The following is an 18,068-nucleotide window of genomic DNA, read 5'->3' as shown; positions in this document are numbered from 1 at the left end:
AATCTCCATGTAAAGGAGGTCGACGGGCACCCAGTGGGTTTTTGATAGGACTGCGGGCTTCAGTTGATTTTGTCAGCAATGGATGTTGCAGCGAAAAACGCTGGCAAATCGACCCGATTACACGTGGTCAGTGATCAACAAAGATGCTGGCTAAATTATTGTTTCTAACATAAGTAGTTTTTCCACCCAGATCTGGTCCAAAAGATAGTTGTTTCTTGTTTATTAGAAATAACTGGTCGAGTGCCCTTTAGATAGGCTATTCAGGATGCTCATTTAAGGATCTTTTTGGCAATTGTCTTATCCACAAGCTCACCATTGGCGTACCGATGAAGAATACTTCCGATAAAGGTTTGGTAAGGCATTCCTAGTCTCTCAGCCTCAGTTTTGAACTCTGACAGAACAGCGCCGTCAAGGCGAATACTAATGGGGACCTTGGCCGCTGAGGTTGAGGTCTTCGCTTTTCCGGGTCGTTTTTTCAATTTCTTTAGGTCATATTCCTTCTTCATATTGTTGGCGCTCCTTTTTAGTCGCCTTTCTGGCCGAAATGATTCGTATGATACCGCCGTCCTGGCGTTCGCAAAACACCACCAGTAGCACGCGTGCTGCTGAGGAGTGCCCTACTCTGATGAAACGGTCTTCAGATTCGCTGCTAGGATCAAAAAATTCCACTGAGTGGGCATCTGCCCACAAAGTCTGAGCCTCTTCGAACCAGAGGCCATGTTTTTGGTAATTACTGCGATTCTTGGCTTCATCCCATTCAAACTGCACAACGCCATTGTATATACACAAGAATACATTTGTCAAGCTTTATTTTAAGGGCCAGAATCTGTCAGGGTGACTTTAATGGTTCAATTTTATCGACACTGCCAATTGGATATACAATTAACTCGCTTCCAACCAGTTTTTGGGCGGGTATACCTTTTGCGGACGTAAATGTTTTGGGGGAAGCATGAGCTTAAGGTTTCAATTGATATTGGGAGTATTAACTGTATCTGCTGTGGCGCTTTTGTTTCAAAATTGGGCTGAGCCGCTTCCGAGGATCGGAAAAGAGACCAAAACCAGCGAAGGGGAAACTCCCCCTCCGTCACCCCTGCCGCCACCGAAACCTGAGCCTGAACCCATTGATTCACTGTTTTCTACGGCATTGAACACCGAAGGCGTCCCGCTACCAGCAGGTCACAGGGACCCTCACTACCAAATTTTTGGTTCCGCTGACAATGCCTGGGTTTGGTCGCATAACAGCTATCTTAGGACTTTTTCTGGCTTCATTCGGTTTAAAGTCAAAAAGTAATTTCCTTTGCAATCCAGGATTTTAATTTGCTCACTTTCTCGCCATGAGCTTTTTTTGGTGTCAAAAAAAGCATTTCCCCTATCAACTTCACGGCAATCGTTACCGGCATAGGAGTGAAGACTCACAAGGATTAAAAATAAACTGACTAATTTCACTTCCGTCTCCATAAAAAACGGGGCCTACGGAAAGAGTCCCTGGCGCAAGCCTCAAATCGTGGAAAAAGCCCATGGTTATTGCTCTACTAGTTCAATTGTGCGCCAGCTCCAAAAACAGGACAAGTCAAAAGGCTCGGGACAGATGAAAAATATGTTGATCTCAGCGAACTTATAGAACTTTCGCAGGACAGCTTGCCATCTATGATCTTGAGCGGACCGTCTTGCCTTTTGTTATGTGTCCTACCGTGCCCCGCGCGGAGGACGGTCGGTTTCATGCGGCCTCATGATATGACAGGAATTGCATTGCAAAAAGAGAAATTTTGGAAAGTTGTGGATGGGTGACAACAGAAACATAGCGGCATAACCTCGTTGGTGAACAAAACCAACCGCTCAAAATGAGCAGAACAAGGAGATGCCGCTATTTAGAAATTTACTCGCTGATATGGCCAAACCCTAGGTTGCCATGAGCTACTTCGGCCCGACTTATCTGATGCGGGACTTAACACTTTTGCTCTTGGTTTATCATAGCAGAACTCAACTCTGCTGGCGGGAGCGTTCAGCTAGGGACTTCTGGGACACGGCATGCGAAGCTGTACAGCTGCAGCATGTGGCCGTCCTTCGTTTCAAACCCTAGTGCTCGTTAATATACGCCTCATGTCCTTGAAATCTACCGCTGGCCCCGAGGCTCGCCGACTCTCGTGCTGGAGAGGGCACGTTCTCCTTTCTTAATTCAGCACCGCTTTATTTCACTGTCTCCCGTCGGCACCATAGCATGTTGTGTGATATAAGATTGACTGCCAAAACTGGGGTTGAATAGAAAAAAGGCCAGAATTAGAGCCTCAAAGGATCTCTTTGTTTGAAACGCAGGTCGAGCGAGTAAATTCACATTCGGCCACGAGCTTGCCTCTGGCCAGATCATAAAAATTCAAGCTCTTAAAAGGATTCAGTAGCTGACGGCGAATGCCAGCCGTTTGATTAAGTGGGTCAATCTAGGATTGGGATTTGTTGAACTTTTTCATTTACATAGATGGGTTTATCGCCGAAGGTCTTTCTTTTGGGGGCAGGAGGTCAACCATGAACATGGCTCTGTTTTTTTTCTGTGTAGTCACTGGCTTTTCGGCACATGCTAAAACCTTGCACCACAATATGAACGTACAATTGACCCCGGATCAGCATCACCTCCGGGTTTCAGATACGCTGACTTTTCCTGAATGCGGCAAAAACCAAGTTTTCAACTTTCGCCTGCACGGTGGCTTAAATCCTGTGGTCGATGCCCCAGCCACGCTTCAACTTGTCTCCCGAGATCAGGGGGATTTTCCACTAGACGTCTATCAACTAGATGTGCCCCAAAACCGCTGTCAGGTTCAGCTGCAATATGAAGGGATGATCTATCATCCCCCACAAGAAGAACTGGCCCCGGGCTCCATTCAAGAAGAAGGCGTGTCACTGATGGGGTCTACCTATTGGTACCCAGAGTTGTCGACCCACCCACTCGTGAGCGTGGATCTCACTGTCCAAACGCCCGCTTCGTGGTACGTGGTGGGACAGGGCGAACAAATCAGTGAAAGTATCAGCGACAAACAGTGGTCATTTAACTGGAAAGAATCGCAACCGCAAGATGCCATTTATTTACTGGCTGGTCGATTTCATCGCAGCGTGGACAAAAGAGGGAACCTCACATCCTACGTCTATCTAAGAGAAAACGACGATTCATTGGCCAGAATGTATCACGACCTCACTCACAAATACGTCGAGCTTTTTTCACAAAGGATCGGCCCCTACCCTTACAAGAAATTTGCAACAGTTGAAAATTTTTGGGAAACGGGCTTTGGACTCCCCTCCATCACTCTACTCGGCCCCACGGTCATCCGTTTGCCCTTTTTAGCCGTAAGTTCTTTTCCCCATGAAATCTTACACAATTGGTGGGGCAATGGTGTTTATGTGGATTATTCCAATGGCAACTGGAGCGAGGGCCTCACCAGCTATATGGCGGATCACTATTTTCAAGAACAGACTGGGCAAGGTGTCGCGTATCGGCGGACGGCTCTTAAAAACTTTGCAAGTTATGTGAAAGCGGGCAATGACTTTCCCTTAAAAAAATTCAAAGGCCGACACAACGACAGCACAAAAGCCGTGGGATATGACAAAGGTCTCTTCTTTTTTCATATGTTAAAAGTGTTGGTGGGAGAAACGGCCTTTCTAAAAGGTCTTAATATTTTCTATACTGAAAATCTTTTTAAAGAAGCCAGTTACCCTGAGTTAAAAGCGGCATTCAGCCAAGTCACGAATGAAAACCTAGATCTGTTTTTTTCGCAGTGGACGGAGCGAACCGGAGCCCCTACTCTAGAAATTTCTTCCTTCCACCAAAGAGAAGAATCGGGCCGCTTAGTAGTAGATGTGATTTTAAAACAAGATGCCGAGCCTCCGTATTCATTACGGGTGCCCTGGGAAATGCAACTGAAAGAGGGAACACGCGTCACGGGCCACACTAATATAACCACGGCAAGCCATGAATTTTCTGTCGAGCTTGCAGGCCCTGTAGAGTCTGTAAAAGTGGATCCCCGGTTTGATGTGTTTCGCAAGCCTTTAAAAGATGAAATCCCGCCAATACTGACCGATGTGATTGGTCAAAGCGAAAAGCCACATCTTGTGGTGGTTTCTGACAAAGACATCTCCCCTGCTGTTTTTTTCGAGGGATGGAAAAAGCAAAAGTCGAATGAGTTTGAGTTTATTAATGAAAAAGACGTTCTTACATTTCCAGAATCCCCCGTGGTATGGGTGGTCGGGTGGAACAACAAATTTTTGCCCAAGGTGAGTCAATGGGCTCAAACTGTCGAGGTCGAGTTGACATCAAAGGGGGTCACGCTACCCGAACAAAGTTTCAGGAGCGCCGACGCCACCGTCGCCGCGCTGGTGTTAAAACAAAAAGACACCGACCAGATTATTGTTTTCTTAGGGTTACCCGCGAACACGGATCAACAGACCCTTGCCAGAAAAATCACTCACTATGGGAAGCACAGTTACTTACTGTTTTCACCAGAGGGTCGGTATCTTTTGCCCCATCTGTAAGGGCATTTGGATTCTGCATTCAGCACCCTATGGGCTGGAAACTAAAGCACTTCGCGTTCAACCACAGGCAATTGGCACTGAAGTCGAGGCTCTGGTCACAGCCATTGAACCTAAAAATGCAAATTTCTAGTGGCTCCATCCGTCGTGTTTAAATAGCTCCTCATACGCCAAAAGGGCCTTATGAATTTTTTCATGTCCACTTTCATACTCTCCACGCTTAAAATCCTTAGCTCCATCAAGAATTAATCCTAGCGATGGATGAATCGCAGCATCCGCATCTGGCTCTAGCTTACAGGTTTTAAAAATATCACCTACCGTGTCTGTAAGTTTAACTCCGTATTCTTTGACGATCTTTAAATCATTTTTCTTTAGATTCAACTCTTTCACCAAAGCCAACACTTTTTCCATTCGAATTTTAAGATCTTTTGTTGGCACAAACTGTTTCTTTTCCCCACTTGGTTTGTTACTTTTTGCATGATGACTTCTATGATGGTCATGGCTTTGCGCGCCAGCAACGTTTACCATCAGAAACAGTAAAGCAAAAATACCAGTTTTCATACTCCCTCCCTTTTATTTAATTAAATATAAAAATGATTCTGCATTAGCCTTAACTTCATGCTCGACATTTTCTGGAATCTCAAAAAAACTGCCAGCTTGCAGATTGTACTCTTTACCGCTAATTAAAAAATCGACGTCACCAGACTGAACTACTAAAATAGCTTTAGTCGGTGTCATGTGTTTTTCTAAAACTTGTCCTTTTTTAAAACCTAGTCCAATCAGTTTAAAGGACGGGTTAGATAAGACTTTAACTACTTTTGTGGTTTCATTTAGAATTAACTCGTCCATCAGAATTCGCTTCATCACTTCACCCTCTTTCTATTTTCGATTATTTTGACCGACACCTTGTCTGCTACCAAATCTGCGGATTGCTCTATCGTTTTAACTCGTTCTACGCTCAGATTATTCATAAATTTTTCTCCTCCCGTCGTGAGCGATAAAATTTTAGCTCGTCGATTGTCTTGATCTTCTTTTCTATCTATAAATTCTTTTTTAACTAGTTCATCAATCATTCTACTGGTCGCAGACATTGACAGGTTTAGCTTGTTTGAAATGTCATTAATATTAACGGACCCCTCTCGATCGATAATATGGAGAGCTGCGACTTGAGAAAAGCTCAGACCTTCTTCACTCATTACAACCGCTAAACGTTCAATAACCTTACTAAAAAGCAACCTAGTAAAACGCTCTATCGGTGAATTAATTATTTTTCTGCCCATTCATTAATTATATACAACTGTTGCATTAATGCAACTAATATTTTAATGGGTTATTTTGAGCCAGTTCCATCACCAAGGCTGTCGACGAGGGCGCAAACGCGCTCCAGAGGGCCACTATTTGATAGTCTCATATCAAATAGTCGTGGCCAAACCCTCAAAGGGTTGTTAAAAATAACCTGATTGGCTGTTATATAAATAGGGGCCGGCCGGGCCAGCTCTTTTTTTTGACATTCTTCTATCTATAGATAGCTGCGATTGTTGACTTTTTGATATCAAAAATTGGAATTTATCTAAAACGAGGTCTCAATGAAATCCCCAATTATTCTTTTTGCCTTAGCCCTCATGTTCTTGTCTTCATGTAGTACACCGGCCACGAAAAGGGCAATTGCCAGTCTGGAGCCCCCAAAAGCAAAAAAGGTCGAAAAAAATTTGGAGAAATTTGGCGATGTCCGCGTAGATCCTTATTATTGGCTGAATGAACGAGACCACGCAGACGTCCTCGACTACCTGAAGGCAGAAAACGCTTATTTTGATGAGAACTTTGCACCAATGAAGCCCCTTCAAGAGACCCTTTTCAAAGAAATGGTCGGACGAATTGAAAAGAAGGACCAATCAGTACCTGATAAAATGGGCGATTACTTTTACTATGAGAGGTTTGAAGAAGATAGCGAACACGAGATCATCTGCAGAAAAAAAGGGAGCCTAGACGCTGAGGAAGAAGTACTCTTTGACGCCAATGAAATGGCTAAGGGGAAAGACTTCTTTGATATGTCCAGCTATGCCATCAGCTCCGATCACAAGGTTCTTGCGATGGCCATAGATTTGGTGGGCCGACAAAAACACAATATTTATTTTTTAAACCTAGAGACCAAGCAGTTTTTGGGTGAGCCGATTTATCCAACTACAAGTAATATGACCTGGGCTGAAGATGGAGAGACTCTCCTTTACACCACCCAAAACCAGGAAACTCTCAGGTATGACACCGTCAACAGCTACAACATAAAAACTAAAAAAAAACAGAAGCTCTATTTTGAGGGCGATGAAGAGTATTTCGCCCATGTTGGAAAATCGCGCAGTAAAAAGTACCTTATTATTGGCTCCGGATCAAAGGAGAGCACTGAGCACCTTTTGGTGCCTGCAAAAAAGCCCCTTTCAACTCCTATTCTTTTTCAAAGAAGGCAACCTAATCATGAATATCAGATAGAGCATGCTGGGAACTTTTTTTATATCCTGAGCAACAAAGACGGTGCTAAAAATTTTCAACTCTTTAGAACCAAAGATGAGAAACACACTGGAATTAAAAATTGGAAGATTGTCGTGGAGCATCGTCCTGATGTCTTGATTGATGACATGTCCGTTTACAAAAATTTTGTAGCGCTCGATGTTCGCAAGAACGGTTTAACGGAAATTGAAATTATCAATCGAAAAACATCAAAAATTTCTACTTTAAAAACGCCGGAAGCCTCTCACTACATCGCCAGTCAACCCGCCTCGAATTACGATTCAGATTGGCATCGCTATCGATATGAATCAATGACCACCCCTCCGACAACTTTTGAAACACACTATAAGACTGAGGAATCTAAGATTCTGAAGATCAAAAAGGTTCTGGGAGAGTTTAACACGGACGACTATGTCACAAAACGAATGGAGTTTCCCAGTCATGATGGAACCCTCATTCCGGCCTCAATTGTTTACAAAAAGGGCTCTTTGCCAGCAGATGGATCTGGCGCCCCCACGCTGGTGTATGGTTATGGCTCATACGGAGCTAGTATGGAACCCTATTTCAGCACCAATCGGCTTAGCTTGCTAAATCGCGGTTTCGTTTTTGCCATAGCCCATATCCGAGGGGGCAAGGAAATGGGACGCTTGTGGTATGAAGATGGGAAATATCTAAAGAAGAAAAATACGTTCCTCGACTTCATCGCCGTAGCTGAAGGCTTAGAAAAACAGGATCTCGCCCAAAAGGGTGCAATCTACGCCATGGGAGGAAGCGCGGGCGGCTTATTGATGGGGGCTGCTATTAACATGCGCCCGGATCTTTTCCAGGGGGCCTTGGCTCAAGTCCCCTTTGTGGATGTTCTGACAACCATGTTGGACGACTCTCTCCCACTCACCACTTTCGAGTATCAAGAGTGGGGGAATCCAAATGAAAAAGAATTTTATGATTATATTAAATCGTATTCTCCCTACGATAATATCACTCGCCACTGTTATCCCCATATGCTCGTCACAACAGGGTATCACGACTCTCAAGTGCAATATTGGGAGCCCGCAAAATGGGTGGCAAAATTGCGAGATCTAAGAAATGATCAAAACCTACTACTCTTGCACACGGATCTCGCCTCAGGGCATTCTGGGCAAGCGGGACGTTTTCAAAGTTTACATGAATTGGCTCGCGAGTACGCGTTTCTTATTTACATGCAAGAGCATCATTCAGATAAAAGGGCCTGTTCTAACTAGAGCCGTTTTTGGAAAATTTGGTCGGACCGGCGGGATTTGAACCCACGACCTCCACCACCCCAAGGTGGCGCGCTACCAAACTGCGCCACGGTCCGACTGTGGTTGGTTGCTTTTTTGAGGCTCACAACTTAGGGGCCTGGCTGCTTAAAATCAAGATCAAATCGTGGCTAATAACGAGACCCACCCGGCACTTGGCGCAAGGCGTAACCAGTGGCGACCCTTCACCCCGTTGGTCCGATCAAGGCTTCAAGCTGCAATGAAATGCCGGGATTAACTAAAAACTGCTGACTGCGATCAAAGCTCACTTTTGGCGTCACTTCTACGGTGAACCACTTCCAAATCGCTGGGGTCCGGTACCCCACACCGGCAGCATAAGACTCCGCAGTCCAACTCCTTAACCCTGACGCCTCACCCCCTATAAAATAGGTGACAACCTGCGAACCACGGAGAAATTGGAAGAGACTTAACCCGTGACTCACATCTAAGCTTTGAGGCTGATCTTCAAAGGCCAGACGATTTTCCTGCCGGATTTCTAAGTTTGTGTTGATCGGCCAATCCAATGTGGCTCTGAGCTGATGCCCGTAGCCGCCCCTTCGGTAGTAATGCAAATCTTGATGGAAGGTCAAAGACACAGTCTTCCACGGAAGGTCTTGTCGAAAAAACAATTTCACAAAGGGATCACTGTCACGCATACGAAAACCCAGATCCGCGTGTACGTGAAATCCCTCTACTTCTGAGAGACGTTGTCGAAATCCTGCTGAAAACTCCTGCGGCTCTAAATTTCTTGAATTTTTCGTCGAAACACCATCTGTGTCGACTTCACCTTCACTGTCTCCATGATTTCTCATCTCGTCCTGTAAATTGCTAATAAACAAATGGAGACGTTTTTGAGTTCTTGGTAGCGCAAGCTTTCCGTTGATTGACGTATTTACTGATCCCTCACCAGCGGCATCGGTGGCTGATCGCACCTTCACTCGCACCTGGCTTTCTGGGCCCACATCATCCAACTCATCCACACCCAATATGCGATCAATCCGCCGGGATATCTGGTTGAGTCTTGCAGTGAGGTCACTTTGAAGGTTGTCTACAGCCAATCGGGTACTGGTTGTGGCGCTCGGCTCTTGCGCTATGGCCGGCGCTACAATCAATGCGCCTAAAAATATCGACCAGGCTGCTAGCCACACCCTTCGTGTCACTGCACCCCTTTCTATTTTAAAAATGCTACACACGGCTCAGTCCTCTAGTCCCTCACTCAACGTGAGTCTCACGCATCGACCCAAATGGGGATCATAAATGACTCGCTTAAAAAATCCCAGCTCTCTTCTTGATTTGGACTGTTTAAGGATAAAAGTGTGTAAAGTCTCTAGGCATTGAGATCAAAGACCACTTCTTTTTCCAGTTGGTGGATTTCATGTTGGATAGACGAAACCACAGCAGCTGTAATCGTCAACGGCACCTCTTTCGGAGCTTCCCACAGGTGAGCCCTTTCCACCGATATTCGAAGTAACCGGAGATCTTTGTCTTGAACCCCATAGGGGAACCAAGCCCTAAACCGGGGCTCCCAATACCTATAGGCGCGTAGAGTATCTTGAACAAGTCCAGCAGTTCCTTCTAGTGACAGCGACACATGGCGTACCTGATCTTGAATATGAAAACTCACCCTTGGGTTTTTGCGCAGGCATTCAGCCATCTTGCCGGTGGCATTGATAAAAAACCACAAAGATCCATCTAGCTCAAAACACCTGATCACTAGGGGATAACTGGATAATCCGCCGTCGCAGTTTTGCACGGCCAAAATACCCACTTCGTTGGATTCAATAAACTGCTTCAGCACCATTAAGTTGTCTAAGTCCAATTTTCTTCTTTCTGCTGGCCATTTCATCAATCACTCCTTGAGCCAACGGCTCTCCTTTCCTATTGCGAAAGCATTCTCGGAACACCTGAGGCCAGGGTCTCTCGCGGGCCGCTCAACACCATACCTTCTTCTGCCTCGTCTCTGTCTGCGCTTAATTCAAAGCGGTAGCCCAACCCATGGACACTCTTAATCATATCCGCAGACTCGCCCAGCTTGCGACGAAGCTTACTCACATGAGTATCTACGCTGCGGGGAAACACATGCACATCGTGCCCCCAGACCTGGGTTAAAATATGATCCCTTGAAAAGGCCCGATCCGGATGCGCCGCCAGTAAAGTCAGAATCTTGTATTCAATGGGGGTTAAGTCATCAATGGGAATGGTGACGCCATCACGAGTGATTCGACACATCTGTGATGTCAAATCAATCTCTAGTGGCCCCGCTACCACATGGTCTGCATGATCTCTAAAACTCTCATAGCGACGAATTCTTGATTCCAATCGAGCCTTCAATTCTCGCAAGTGAAACGGCTTCACCACGTAGTCATCGGCACCGGAGGTGAAGCCCAAGATCTTGTCATCCACCGAATCGCGAGACGTTATGAGTATGATGGGAGTCAACGCACACCGTGGATTGGCTGACAGCTCGGCACTCAACTCTAACCCGCTGCCATCAGGCAAACCCACATCGAGTAGGATCATATCGAATGATTTGGTATTAGCGAGCCTACGCCCTTCGGCCACCGTCTGGCGCCAGTAAACTTCGGAACTCGTGGGAAGGGCTCTGGAAATCAGAGCAAATTCATCTTCGCAGTCTTCAACAATCAATATTTTGTGCATGGAGCCTCCACTGTTAAGCATTTGCCTTGTGTGACTCCATACACTTCTATAAGTGTGCCAATTTTCTTGTAGGTTAGATCAAGATAAATGAAAGTGACGTACCTATTGAGCCATCTCCTGCATCGATCTGCATCTGTCATGTCACTTATTGAAACAATAGCTTGAGTTTTTGAATGTCAGCAATCAAGTGATCGGCCACATCCCTAAGATGATCCAGGTGCTCGGCCGTACTTCGAATCACCTTGGCCTTATGTGTGGCCTTTTTTTGCTGCTTCAATGCCGTTCGCGCCCCTTCTATGGAAAAACGATCCTTGTAAAGGAGCTTTTTGATGGTCATCACCATCTCCACATCGCGGCGAGTGTAGGCTCTTTGATTGTGCTTGGATTTTTTAGGCTTTAACTGCTCAAACTCTGTTTCCCAATATCGCAAAACATAGGGTTTTACGCCCACAATGCGGGCCACTTCGCCGATTTTAAAGGCCATTTTATCAGGAATCTTCTGCAGCTCTCGCTCAAATTGAATGTCAGCATCGGCAGCCAGCTCTGTGGTCACTGGCGTTTGCGCTGAAGGAGCGTAACGTCGCTCATCTTTGGTTTCAAAGACCACTTCATCCATTGAAATTGTAGAACTCATAGGCCTTATGCCTCATCCATTTTGCTCAGTGCTGCCAATTGGCTTTCACTCAGCTCTTCGCCATTGAGAATGGATCGCAGCACCTGGCTAGGGCGAAAAGTCGGCACGTGCCGGGCACTGATGGTGATCTGCTCGCCGGTTTGTGGGTTTCTGCCCACCCGTTCGTTTTTCGACTTCACCACAAAATTACCAAATCCCGAGATTTTAACCTTATCCCCGCGACAAAGGGCGCCCTTGACCTCACCAAACACTAACTCTACGAGTTCAGAAGCTTCTTTCTTAGAAAATCCGATTCGTTCATAGACCTTTTCTATGATGTCTGCTTTCGTAACTGTCGATCTTGCCTTCTTCTCTACCATGATGCTCTCCAAGGTGTGTCCTGGTTGTTGCCTAAAGGCTATCAAGTCATTGAAAACTTTCAATATTTTTATGACCTCTCAACTACAACTTGAACTTGATATTGCAGCGCGTTTATGGATTGTGCGCACCCCGCTAGCGCACTTCTACCTGCAATTTGCTCTTGATGTGACCAATCACCTTGGATTGAAGGTCGCTGAGTTGCTCCTCCTGCAACGTGCCCTTGTCGTCTTGATAGAGGAGCTTAAAGGCAATGGACGAGTGCCCGTCAGGGAGTTCTGAGCCTTGATAAACATCAAAAACGCTCACCTCCTGCAGTAAAGACCCCGCCACTTTTTGAATTTCTCGAACCATATCTCCAGCTGAAACATGAGAGGGCACCAAGAAGGCTAAGTCCCGCTCGACCCCTGGAAACTTAGAAATCTTTTTGACCTTAGGAGTGCGCGGCTGACCCCGCATCAAGCTTTCTAAATTGAACTCAGCCACCGCGCAGTCATTGCGAAGTTTAAACTCATGTACCAATTCTGGGTGTAAGGCTCCCATAAATCCCACTGTGCGGCCTTCAAAAAAGAGACCCACCGATTGCCCCGGGTGTAAGAAAGGCGGCAGATCCTCTTCTCTTAAGGGCCGCCATTGCCAAGTTTGACTATGAAGCCCTTTAAGCAAGTTCTCAACCGCAGACTTGAGGTCAAAAACCACGGGTCGGTCACCGGGTTTGTCCCAAAGGCCTTCGGCTTGTCCCCAAGCCACCAGGGCCAAGTGATGGTTGTGCTTATATTGCTCAGCAAGCCGGCTAAATGCATATCCAACTTCAAACAACCGACCCCGCCCCATACCATGTCTATAGTTGTGCAGAAGATTTTTAATTAATCCCGGCAACAACAGGGAGCGCATCACATTGGTTTCTTCGCTCAACGGATTTTTCACTCGCACGGGTTGCTCAGACACATCAAAACCCAAACGACCGTAAAGGGCTGAAGCCCTTGTGGAAACTTCAGAAACCGAATTATTAAACATCAACGGCTGCTGAAACTTGTCATGCAAAAAGCCGTAGTTGATCGCCTGGTGATAGCCCTGGGACTTTAAATGTCGAACCACCACCCTCTCGTTCAAATACCCCGTGGAGTGAGGGGATGGAGAATTCACCAAAGGTGGAGTTGTCTCGGGGATCTTATCGTATCCGTTCAGACGCGCGTATTCTTCAACAAGGTCCACACCTAAGGCGAGGTCCCACCGGTAGGGAGGAGGCGTTACCTGATAAATATTGTCTTTCTTATTGAAGACCTCAACTGTGCAGCCCAACCGAGTCATCCACTCAGTAAAAAGCTTCATGTCAGCCTCATAGCCAAGCCGCTCTTGAAGATAACTTTGGCTTAATGTAATAGCGACGGGCTCAGAAGGCTCTGGATAGTGATCATAAAAATCTTCTGTGACCGTTCCGCCGCAAATTTCTTGAAATAAGGAACAAGCTCGATTCATCGCAAATAAGACGCCGTCAGGATCAGTTCCCCGGGCAAAACGATATCCCGAGTCTGTCTCTATGCCGAAATGCCGCGAAGTTTGGCGCACCGTTTGAGGCAGAAAGTGGGCTGATTCTAAAAACAGGCGCTGAGTATTATCGGTCACTCCCGAATTTAAACCGCCCACCACACCAGCTAAAGCTACCGGTCGCTGGGCATCTCGAATCATTAACTCGCGCCCTGTGAGCTCGAGCTCGGTGCCGTCAAGAGTTATGAACTTTTCGCCACTTTGTGAGCGGTCCACAATAATTTTGCCGCCTGAGATAGTACCGGCATCAAATGCATGCAGGGGCTGGCCCAACTCCATCATCACGAAGTTAGTAATATCGACCACGTTGTTGATGGTGTTCATCCCCACAGCTTCCAGCCGACGCTTGAGCCATGCGGGGCTGGGGCCCACTTGCACGCCCGATACACCTCGACCGCAATATCGAGGGCATAGCTCTGAATCATTCACCGTCAGTTCAGCAAATTCTTTCACCTGGCCAGACTCTTTGGTCAATGTCACAGAGGGCAGCATCACCTGCCGATTGAGTATGGCCCCAAGTTCCCTGGCCAAGCCAAAGTGACTTAAACAATCAGCACGGTTGGGAGTGACACTCAATTCAAAAATCACGTCATTGAATCCGTAAAATTCAGAAAAATGCGTGCCTACCGGAGCGTCTTCACCGAGAATTAAAATCCCTTCGGCTTCGTCTTTGATACCAAGCTCAGTTTCAGAGCACATCATCCCCTGGCTTTCAACGCCACGAATTTTTGAAAGCTTAATGGCAAAATCACCCGGCAAGACAGCTCCAGGTAGAGCAACCACAACCTTGTCACCCTGTCGGTGGTTTTTTGCTCCACAAACGATCTGACGATTTTGACCATCGCCCACGTCCACCTGACACAAAGTCAAACGATCGGCATCAGGATGTTGTCCCAACTCGATCACTTGGCCAACCACCACTCCTCGGTACTTTTCATTTTGGTTGTCGATGTTTTCAACCTCTATGCCGGCCCCGGTGAGCAAATCCGCTAAGTCTTTCGGTTTGGCAAAGTAGTCTTTTAAATCAACGTAATCATTGAGCCAATGCAGAGAAATCTTCATAGTTAAAACTGCCTTAAAAAGCGAATATCATTTTCGGAAAACAATCGAATATCGTCTATCCCGTATTTGATAATAGCCATTCGTTCGATGCCAAATCCAAAGGCGAACCCTTGCCACTCCTTCGGATCAATACCAGAAAACTGGAGAACTTTCGGGTTGATTAGACCACTGCCGCCAATTTCAACCCAGCCTGTATGTTTACACATACGGCAACCGCTGCCTCGACAAATGGGGCAAGAACAATCCACCTCAGCCGAAGGTTCGGTAAACGGAAAAAAGCTCGGGCGAAAACGGGTTTCAAGGCCTTTACCGAAAAATTCCTGCACAAAATAAGAAATAGTGCCCTTTAGGTCGGCCATAGAAACCTTGCGGTCCACAAGCATACCTTCGATCTGGTGAAAGTTCGGCGAATGGGAGATATCGCTATCACAACGAAACACCGAACCGGGTGCAAGAATCCGAAGTGGTGGGGCTTCGTTCTCCATGGTGTGGATTTGAATGGGACTTGTATGGGTACGTAAAACATGCTGGTCGTCGATATAAAATGTGTCTTGCAGATCGCGGGCGGGATGATCTGCCGGTATGTTCAACGCCTCAAAGTTATATTTATCGTGTTCAATCAGTGGCCCCGTTCGCACAGAGTAACCAACGCGAGATAAGATATCGACAATCTCATCGATCACCAATGAAATCGGGTGGGCACTGCCCAGCGGGCTCAGTGGGCCAGGTAATGAAAGGTCCAGGCGTTCATTTTCAATTTTTCCTTTCAGTTCGGCTTTCTTGAGCTCAAGCTCACGGGCCTCATAAATGGTCTCCAGCTCCCGCTTCACTTCGTTGACCAAGGCCCCAAATTTGGGTCTTTCCGCCTTATCGAGCTGCCCCATTTCACGCATAATCTTTGAAAAAGCGCCCTGCTTGCCAAGGTATTTCACTTTTTCGTCGTATAAAGACTTTGAATTTTCACAAGACGCCATCGCCTGCGCCGCTTCGGCCTGTATTTTTTTGACTTTTTCCTCAAGCATTTTCAAAAATTCACTATTTTAAAGGATTTATCCAAATTTAGAGGTTTTTTTGATATCTCAGAAACCGGTGACTTTCAACAGCCTCCCGCATCCGGCCCTGGAAACAACGCCGAGTGCTGGGACCTAACCATGCATGAGTTATATGACGCAGAGACACAAAAAACCCGAAAAGATTTACCCGCTTGAAGAAGCCAATGATCGGTTGCTGGATATCTTTCACAACCATGGATTTACGGATTACCCCCATGAAAAGCGACAGCAGCTGGCCCAGTTTTACCAACTCTTAATGACCCGGCAAAAAACAGATAACTTCACCCGACTTATCAAATTTCGAGACATTGCCATTAAGCACTTTATTGATTGTCTGATGATTCCTCGCTTAACTGATTTGCAGTTTCCGCTGTTAGATATCGGATCCGGCCCCGGGTTTCCGGGCATACCCTTAAAAATTGAATTTCCCGATGAGCGCATTATTCTTGCCGAAGGGGTCAAAAAGCGAGTGGATTTTTTAAAAGTGGTGCGCGAAGAAATGCATCTACAAAACCTGGACATTGTGGGCCGAAATGTGGATGAAAACTTTGTTCTTCCCGTACAAGGGGCCATCACTCGAGCTGTGGCTGATATGTCTATCACCTTAAGGCAAATCTCTAAGGCTCTGCAGGTGGGCGGGGTGATGTATTTTATGAAAGGCCCCAATGTGGATGAAGAGCTGCTCCTTACAAAGGCTCAGTGGCGTCCTTACTTTGAACTGATTCAAGACACCGCTTACACCCTGCCAAACACTCAAAATCAACGGCGACTGATCTGTTGGCGAAAGGTGCAAGAGGTGCCCCAGTGATTGAAAGTGCTGCCAACCCGCGATTCAAGCTATGGAGATCACTGCTAGATAGCCGGGGCCTTCGAAAACACGGCAAATTTATAATTTCAGGTCGAAAAATAGTACCTGAAATGACAGAAATTCCCTCATTGTCTGGGGCCGAGCTTTTATACGTAGAGGGGCAACCTTTTGTAGAACAGTGTTCTTTGCCCAAGGTGGAATTAAAATCGAGTTTATTTCAACAACTGGATATTTTTGGCACCCACTTCCCCTTACTCGTTGCAGACACGCCCGCAATTGATGCTTGCAAACTTTCAGATGCGCCAATGGGATTAGAAATTCTCTGCGGATTAAGTGATCCATCAAATCTTGGCGCTCTCTTACGAAGTGCTGAGGCCTTTGGAGCTAGCCAGGTCATACTACTTAAAGAGGCGGCCCACCCCTTTCACCCAAAAGCGGTGCGAGCCTCTAGTGGCTCTTGCCTAAGAGTGCCGCTGACAGCGGGGCCATCGATTAAAGAAATACATGGCGCAGGTCCCATTCTCGCACTAGACAAGACGGGCGAATCCATTGCCGAATTCAACTGGCCCAAAGATTGTCGACTCCTCATCGGAGAAGAGGGCCTAGGGATACCCGATGACCTGATAAGCGTTCAAAGAATTTCCATACCCATGCAGGGACAGGTAGAATCCCTCAACGCCGTTGCCGCAACCAGCGTGGCACTGGCCATGGCCCGCTGGAGGTAAGATACCGGGTTCAAAGGTATCCCTTTCCTTTTTGCGTTGCACAGCAGCTACTCTGTAGCGCTGTGCAACGCAAAAAGGAAAGGGATACCTTTGAACCCGGTGTCTTACCTTTTTTCTAGAACAGTTCTTGAGATGATATTAATCGATTTCGTAACAACTCGGCCTCAGCAACTGACATTCCCACATAGGCACCCTCGTTACGGCTCTCATAGATGTCCAGTGCGGCCTGGGCTTTAATGTTGTATTCTTCCACCAACAAACGCAGACGGATGTCCTGTTGAGGGCTTAGTTGTTCAGAACCATTGCGGCAAGTGAGTTGATCTCTAACAAATCCACAACCCACCTTTGCCATCTTTCTAAGGGTTTGATTGATCTCACGTTTAAGAGTCCGCAACTGTTGTTGGTCTTCATCGTTTTGGCGGGCTTCAGCGATTTTCAAATCAATTTCAAGCTTCAAGGCCATTTCTTTAGCTCGCAGAGCCTTCTTCTTCAGCATAACCTGTTCATTTTGTTTGAGGCCCACATCCTGACTGATCTCCTCAGCTGATTTGGCAAACTCTTTAAGATCTCTAACTTGGTTTTCGATCTGAATCTTACTTTCGACCTCATCGCAACTCAGGCTCACGTCATAGACATTGGAATGAGTCCCTTCGTGTATTAGATTCTTGTGAAAGGTGCATCCCGATTCCCGCAACAAAGCTTCTTCGTCTTCGGCCGCCACTCGGTTTGGCTCACCACTGGGATTTATGCAGCCCAGAAGGCCAAAAATCATGGTTCCAACGATGACTGCCATGATTTTTACTTTATACATTCATGCTCCCTGGGTAACGTGTGTGATTCGGCCATACAGCCATTTTTTTTAAAGAACATCTATGCAAACTTCCTGCCCACTAACGACAGTGCCTTTATTCAATGTCTTAGGGCCAAGGGCCC

At 46.5% G+C, this 18,068-nt stretch carries 18 protein-coding genes and 1 tRNA gene; 5 read left to right on the top strand and 14 right to left on the bottom strand.

Annotation, left to right across the window (positions count from 1 at the left end; genetic code table 11):
• Positions 1-269 precede the first annotated feature (269 nt).
• Both H6626_01415 and H6626_01410 read right to left on the bottom strand, forming a co-directional pair.
• Positions 270-506 (bottom strand): BrnA antitoxin family protein, encoded by a 237-nt coding sequence (locus tag H6626_01415; protein USN47777.1) that lies wholly within the window; start codon positions 504-506, stop codon positions 270-272.
• A complete protein-coding gene (locus H6626_01410; protein ID USN47776.1) occupies positions 490-768 on the bottom strand; it encodes a BrnT family toxin in 279 nt (92 codons plus the stop codon). The genes H6626_01415 and H6626_01410 overlap by 17 nt, the downstream gene beginning before the upstream one ends.
• 181 nt (positions 769-949) lie before the next feature.
• Here H6626_01410 and H6626_01405 point away from each other — a divergent pair, with 181 nt between their 5' ends.
• Positions 950-1,291, top strand: coding sequence for a hypothetical protein (locus H6626_01405; GenBank protein ID USN47775.1), 342 nt, complete (start codon positions 950-952; stop codon positions 1,289-1,291).
• 1,229 nt (positions 1,292-2,520) lie between these two features.
• Entirely contained in the window at positions 2,521-4,515 is a 1,995-nt protein-coding gene (locus H6626_01400) for a hypothetical protein (protein USN47774.1), read from the top strand.
• 126 nt (positions 4,516-4,641) lie between these two features.
• Here the strand turns inward: H6626_01400 and H6626_01395 are convergent, their stop codons facing one another.
• The 3 genes from H6626_01395 to H6626_01385 are packed head-to-tail and all read right to left on the bottom strand — an operon-like array spanning position 4,642 to position 5,792.
• Positions 4,642-5,073: a hypothetical protein gene (locus H6626_01395; protein ID USN47773.1), complete on the bottom strand. Its 432-nt coding sequence runs from the start codon at positions 5,071-5,073 to the stop codon at positions 4,642-4,644.
• 12 nt (positions 5,074-5,085) lie between these two features.
• Positions 5,086-5,379 (bottom strand): cupin domain-containing protein, encoded by a 294-nt coding sequence (locus H6626_01390; GenBank protein USN47772.1) that lies wholly within the window; start codon positions 5,377-5,379, stop codon positions 5,086-5,088.
• Complete coding sequence (locus H6626_01385; protein USN47771.1) at positions 5,376-5,792, bottom strand: MarR family transcriptional regulator; 417 nt, start codon at positions 5,790-5,792, stop codon at positions 5,376-5,378. The genes H6626_01390 and H6626_01385 overlap by 4 nt, the downstream gene beginning before the upstream one ends.
• A gap of 306 nt (positions 5,793-6,098) precedes the next feature.
• Here H6626_01385 and H6626_01380 point away from each other — a divergent pair, with 306 nt between their 5' ends.
• Positions 6,099-8,255: a S9 family peptidase gene (locus H6626_01380; GenBank protein ID USN47770.1), complete on the top strand. Its 2,157-nt coding sequence runs from the start codon at positions 6,099-6,101 to the stop codon at positions 8,253-8,255.
• An 18-nt stretch (positions 8,256-8,273) separates the two neighbouring features.
• Here the strand turns inward: H6626_01380 and H6626_01375 are convergent.
• The 8 genes from H6626_01375 to pheS all read right to left on the bottom strand — a co-directional run bounded on the left by H6626_01375 (position 8,274) and on the right by pheS (position 15,572).
• Positions 8,274-8,350, bottom strand: a tRNA-Pro gene (locus H6626_01375).
• A 126-nt stretch (positions 8,351-8,476) separates the two neighbouring features.
• Complete coding sequence (locus H6626_01370; protein ID USN47769.1) at positions 8,477-9,451, bottom strand: hypothetical protein; 975 nt, start codon at positions 9,449-9,451, stop codon at positions 8,477-8,479.
• Positions 9,452-9,618: 167 nt separating this feature from the next.
• Positions 9,619-10,137 (bottom strand): pyridoxamine 5'-phosphate oxidase family protein, encoded by a 519-nt coding sequence (locus H6626_01365; protein ID USN47768.1) that lies wholly within the window; start codon positions 10,135-10,137, stop codon positions 9,619-9,621.
• 32 nt (positions 10,138-10,169) lie between these two features.
• A complete protein-coding gene (locus H6626_01360; protein ID USN47767.1) occupies positions 10,170-10,949 on the bottom strand; it encodes a response regulator transcription factor in 780 nt (259 codons plus the stop codon).
• Positions 10,950-11,094: 145 nt separating this feature from the next.
• On the bottom strand, positions 11,095-11,565 hold the full coding sequence (locus H6626_01355; protein ID USN48922.1) for a MerR family transcriptional regulator: 471 nt from the start codon (positions 11,563-11,565) through the stop codon (positions 11,095-11,097).
• A gap of 23 nt (positions 11,566-11,588) precedes the next feature.
• Entirely contained in the window at positions 11,589-11,942 is a 354-nt protein-coding gene (locus H6626_01350) for an integration host factor subunit alpha (GenBank protein USN47766.1), read from the bottom strand.
• 133 nt (positions 11,943-12,075) lie between these two features.
• Complete coding sequence (locus tag H6626_01345; protein USN47765.1) at positions 12,076-14,550, bottom strand: phenylalanine--tRNA ligase subunit beta; 2,475 nt, start codon at positions 14,548-14,550, stop codon at positions 12,076-12,078.
• 2 nt (positions 14,551-14,552) lie between these two features.
• Positions 14,553-15,572, bottom strand: coding sequence for a phenylalanine--tRNA ligase subunit alpha (pheS, locus tag H6626_01340; GenBank protein USN48921.1), 1,020 nt, complete (start codon positions 15,570-15,572; stop codon positions 14,553-14,555).
• A 133-nt stretch (positions 15,573-15,705) separates the two neighbouring features.
• Between pheS and rsmG the strand changes: the two genes are divergently transcribed.
• Together rsmG and H6626_01330 are read left to right on the top strand one after the other, a co-directional pair.
• Positions 15,706-16,410, top strand: coding sequence for a 16S rRNA (guanine(527)-N(7))-methyltransferase RsmG (gene rsmG, locus H6626_01335; GenBank protein USN47764.1), 705 nt, complete (start codon positions 15,706-15,708; stop codon positions 16,408-16,410).
• Complete coding sequence (locus tag H6626_01330) at positions 16,407-17,135, top strand: RNA methyltransferase (GenBank protein ID USN47763.1); 729 nt, start codon at positions 16,407-16,409, stop codon at positions 17,133-17,135. Before rsmG ends, H6626_01330 begins: the two co-directional genes overlap by 4 nt.
• Before the next feature lie 115 nt (positions 17,136-17,250).
• Here the strand turns inward: H6626_01330 and H6626_01325 are convergent, their stop codons facing one another.
• The gene (locus H6626_01325) at positions 17,251-17,946 is read right to left on the bottom strand and encodes a hypothetical protein (protein USN47762.1); all 696 of its coding nucleotides are present in this window, start codon (positions 17,944-17,946) and stop codon (positions 17,251-17,253) included.
• Positions 17,947-18,068 lie beyond the last annotated feature (122 nt).

The organism is Pseudobdellovibrionaceae bacterium (genome assembly GCA_023898385.1).
In the GTDB taxonomy this organism is placed as follows: domain Bacteria; phylum Bdellovibrionota; class Bdellovibrionia; order Bdellovibrionales; family UBA1609.
Note: the sequence above shows the minus strand (reverse complement) of the source record. Positions and strands in the feature narration are given on the sequence as shown.

Bases quoted from the DNA above. Each gene is read 5' to 3' on its own strand.
- H6626_01415 (USN47777.1), bottom strand. From the start codon at position 506: ATGAAGAAGGAATATGACCTAAAGAAATTGAAAAAACGACCCGGAAAA.
- H6626_01395 (USN47773.1), bottom strand. From the start codon at position 5,073: ATGAAAACTGGTATTTTTGCTTTACTGTTTCTGATGGTAAACGTTGCT.
- H6626_01380 (USN47770.1), top strand. From the start codon at position 6,099: ATGAAATCCCCAATTATTCTTTTTGCCTTAGCCCTCATGTTCTTGTCT.
- H6626_01325 (USN47762.1), bottom strand. From the start codon at position 17,946: ATGTATAAAGTAAAAATCATGGCAGTCATCGTTGGAACCATGATTTTT.
- H6626_01360 (USN47767.1), bottom strand. From the start codon at position 10,949: ATGCACAAAATATTGATTGTTGAAGACTGCGAAGATGAATTTGCTCTG.
- H6626_01345 (USN47765.1), bottom strand. From the start codon at position 14,550: ATGAAGATTTCTCTGCATTGGCTCAATGATTACGTTGATTTAAAAGAC.
- H6626_01400 (USN47774.1), top strand. From the start codon at position 2,521: ATGAACATGGCTCTGTTTTTTTTCTGTGTAGTCACTGGCTTTTCGGCA.
- rsmG (USN47764.1), top strand. From the start codon at position 15,706: ATGAGTTATATGACGCAGAGACACAAAAAACCCGAAAAGATTTACCCG.
- H6626_01385 (USN47771.1), bottom strand. From the start codon at position 5,792: ATGGGCAGAAAAATAATTAATTCACCGATAGAGCGTTTTACTAGGTTG.
- H6626_01355 (USN48922.1), bottom strand. From the start codon at position 11,565: ATGGATGAAGTGGTCTTTGAAACCAAAGATGAGCGACGTTACGCTCCT.
- H6626_01405 (USN47775.1), top strand. From the start codon at position 950: ATGAGCTTAAGGTTTCAATTGATATTGGGAGTATTAACTGTATCTGCT.
- pheS (USN48921.1), bottom strand. From the start codon at position 15,572: ATGCTTGAGGAAAAAGTCAAAAAAATACAGGCCGAAGCGGCGCAGGCG.
- H6626_01350 (USN47766.1), bottom strand. From the start codon at position 11,942: ATGGTAGAGAAGAAGGCAAGATCGACAGTTACGAAAGCAGACATCATA.
- H6626_01365 (USN47768.1), bottom strand. From the start codon at position 10,137: ATGAAATGGCCAGCAGAAAGAAGAAAATTGGACTTAGACAACTTAATG.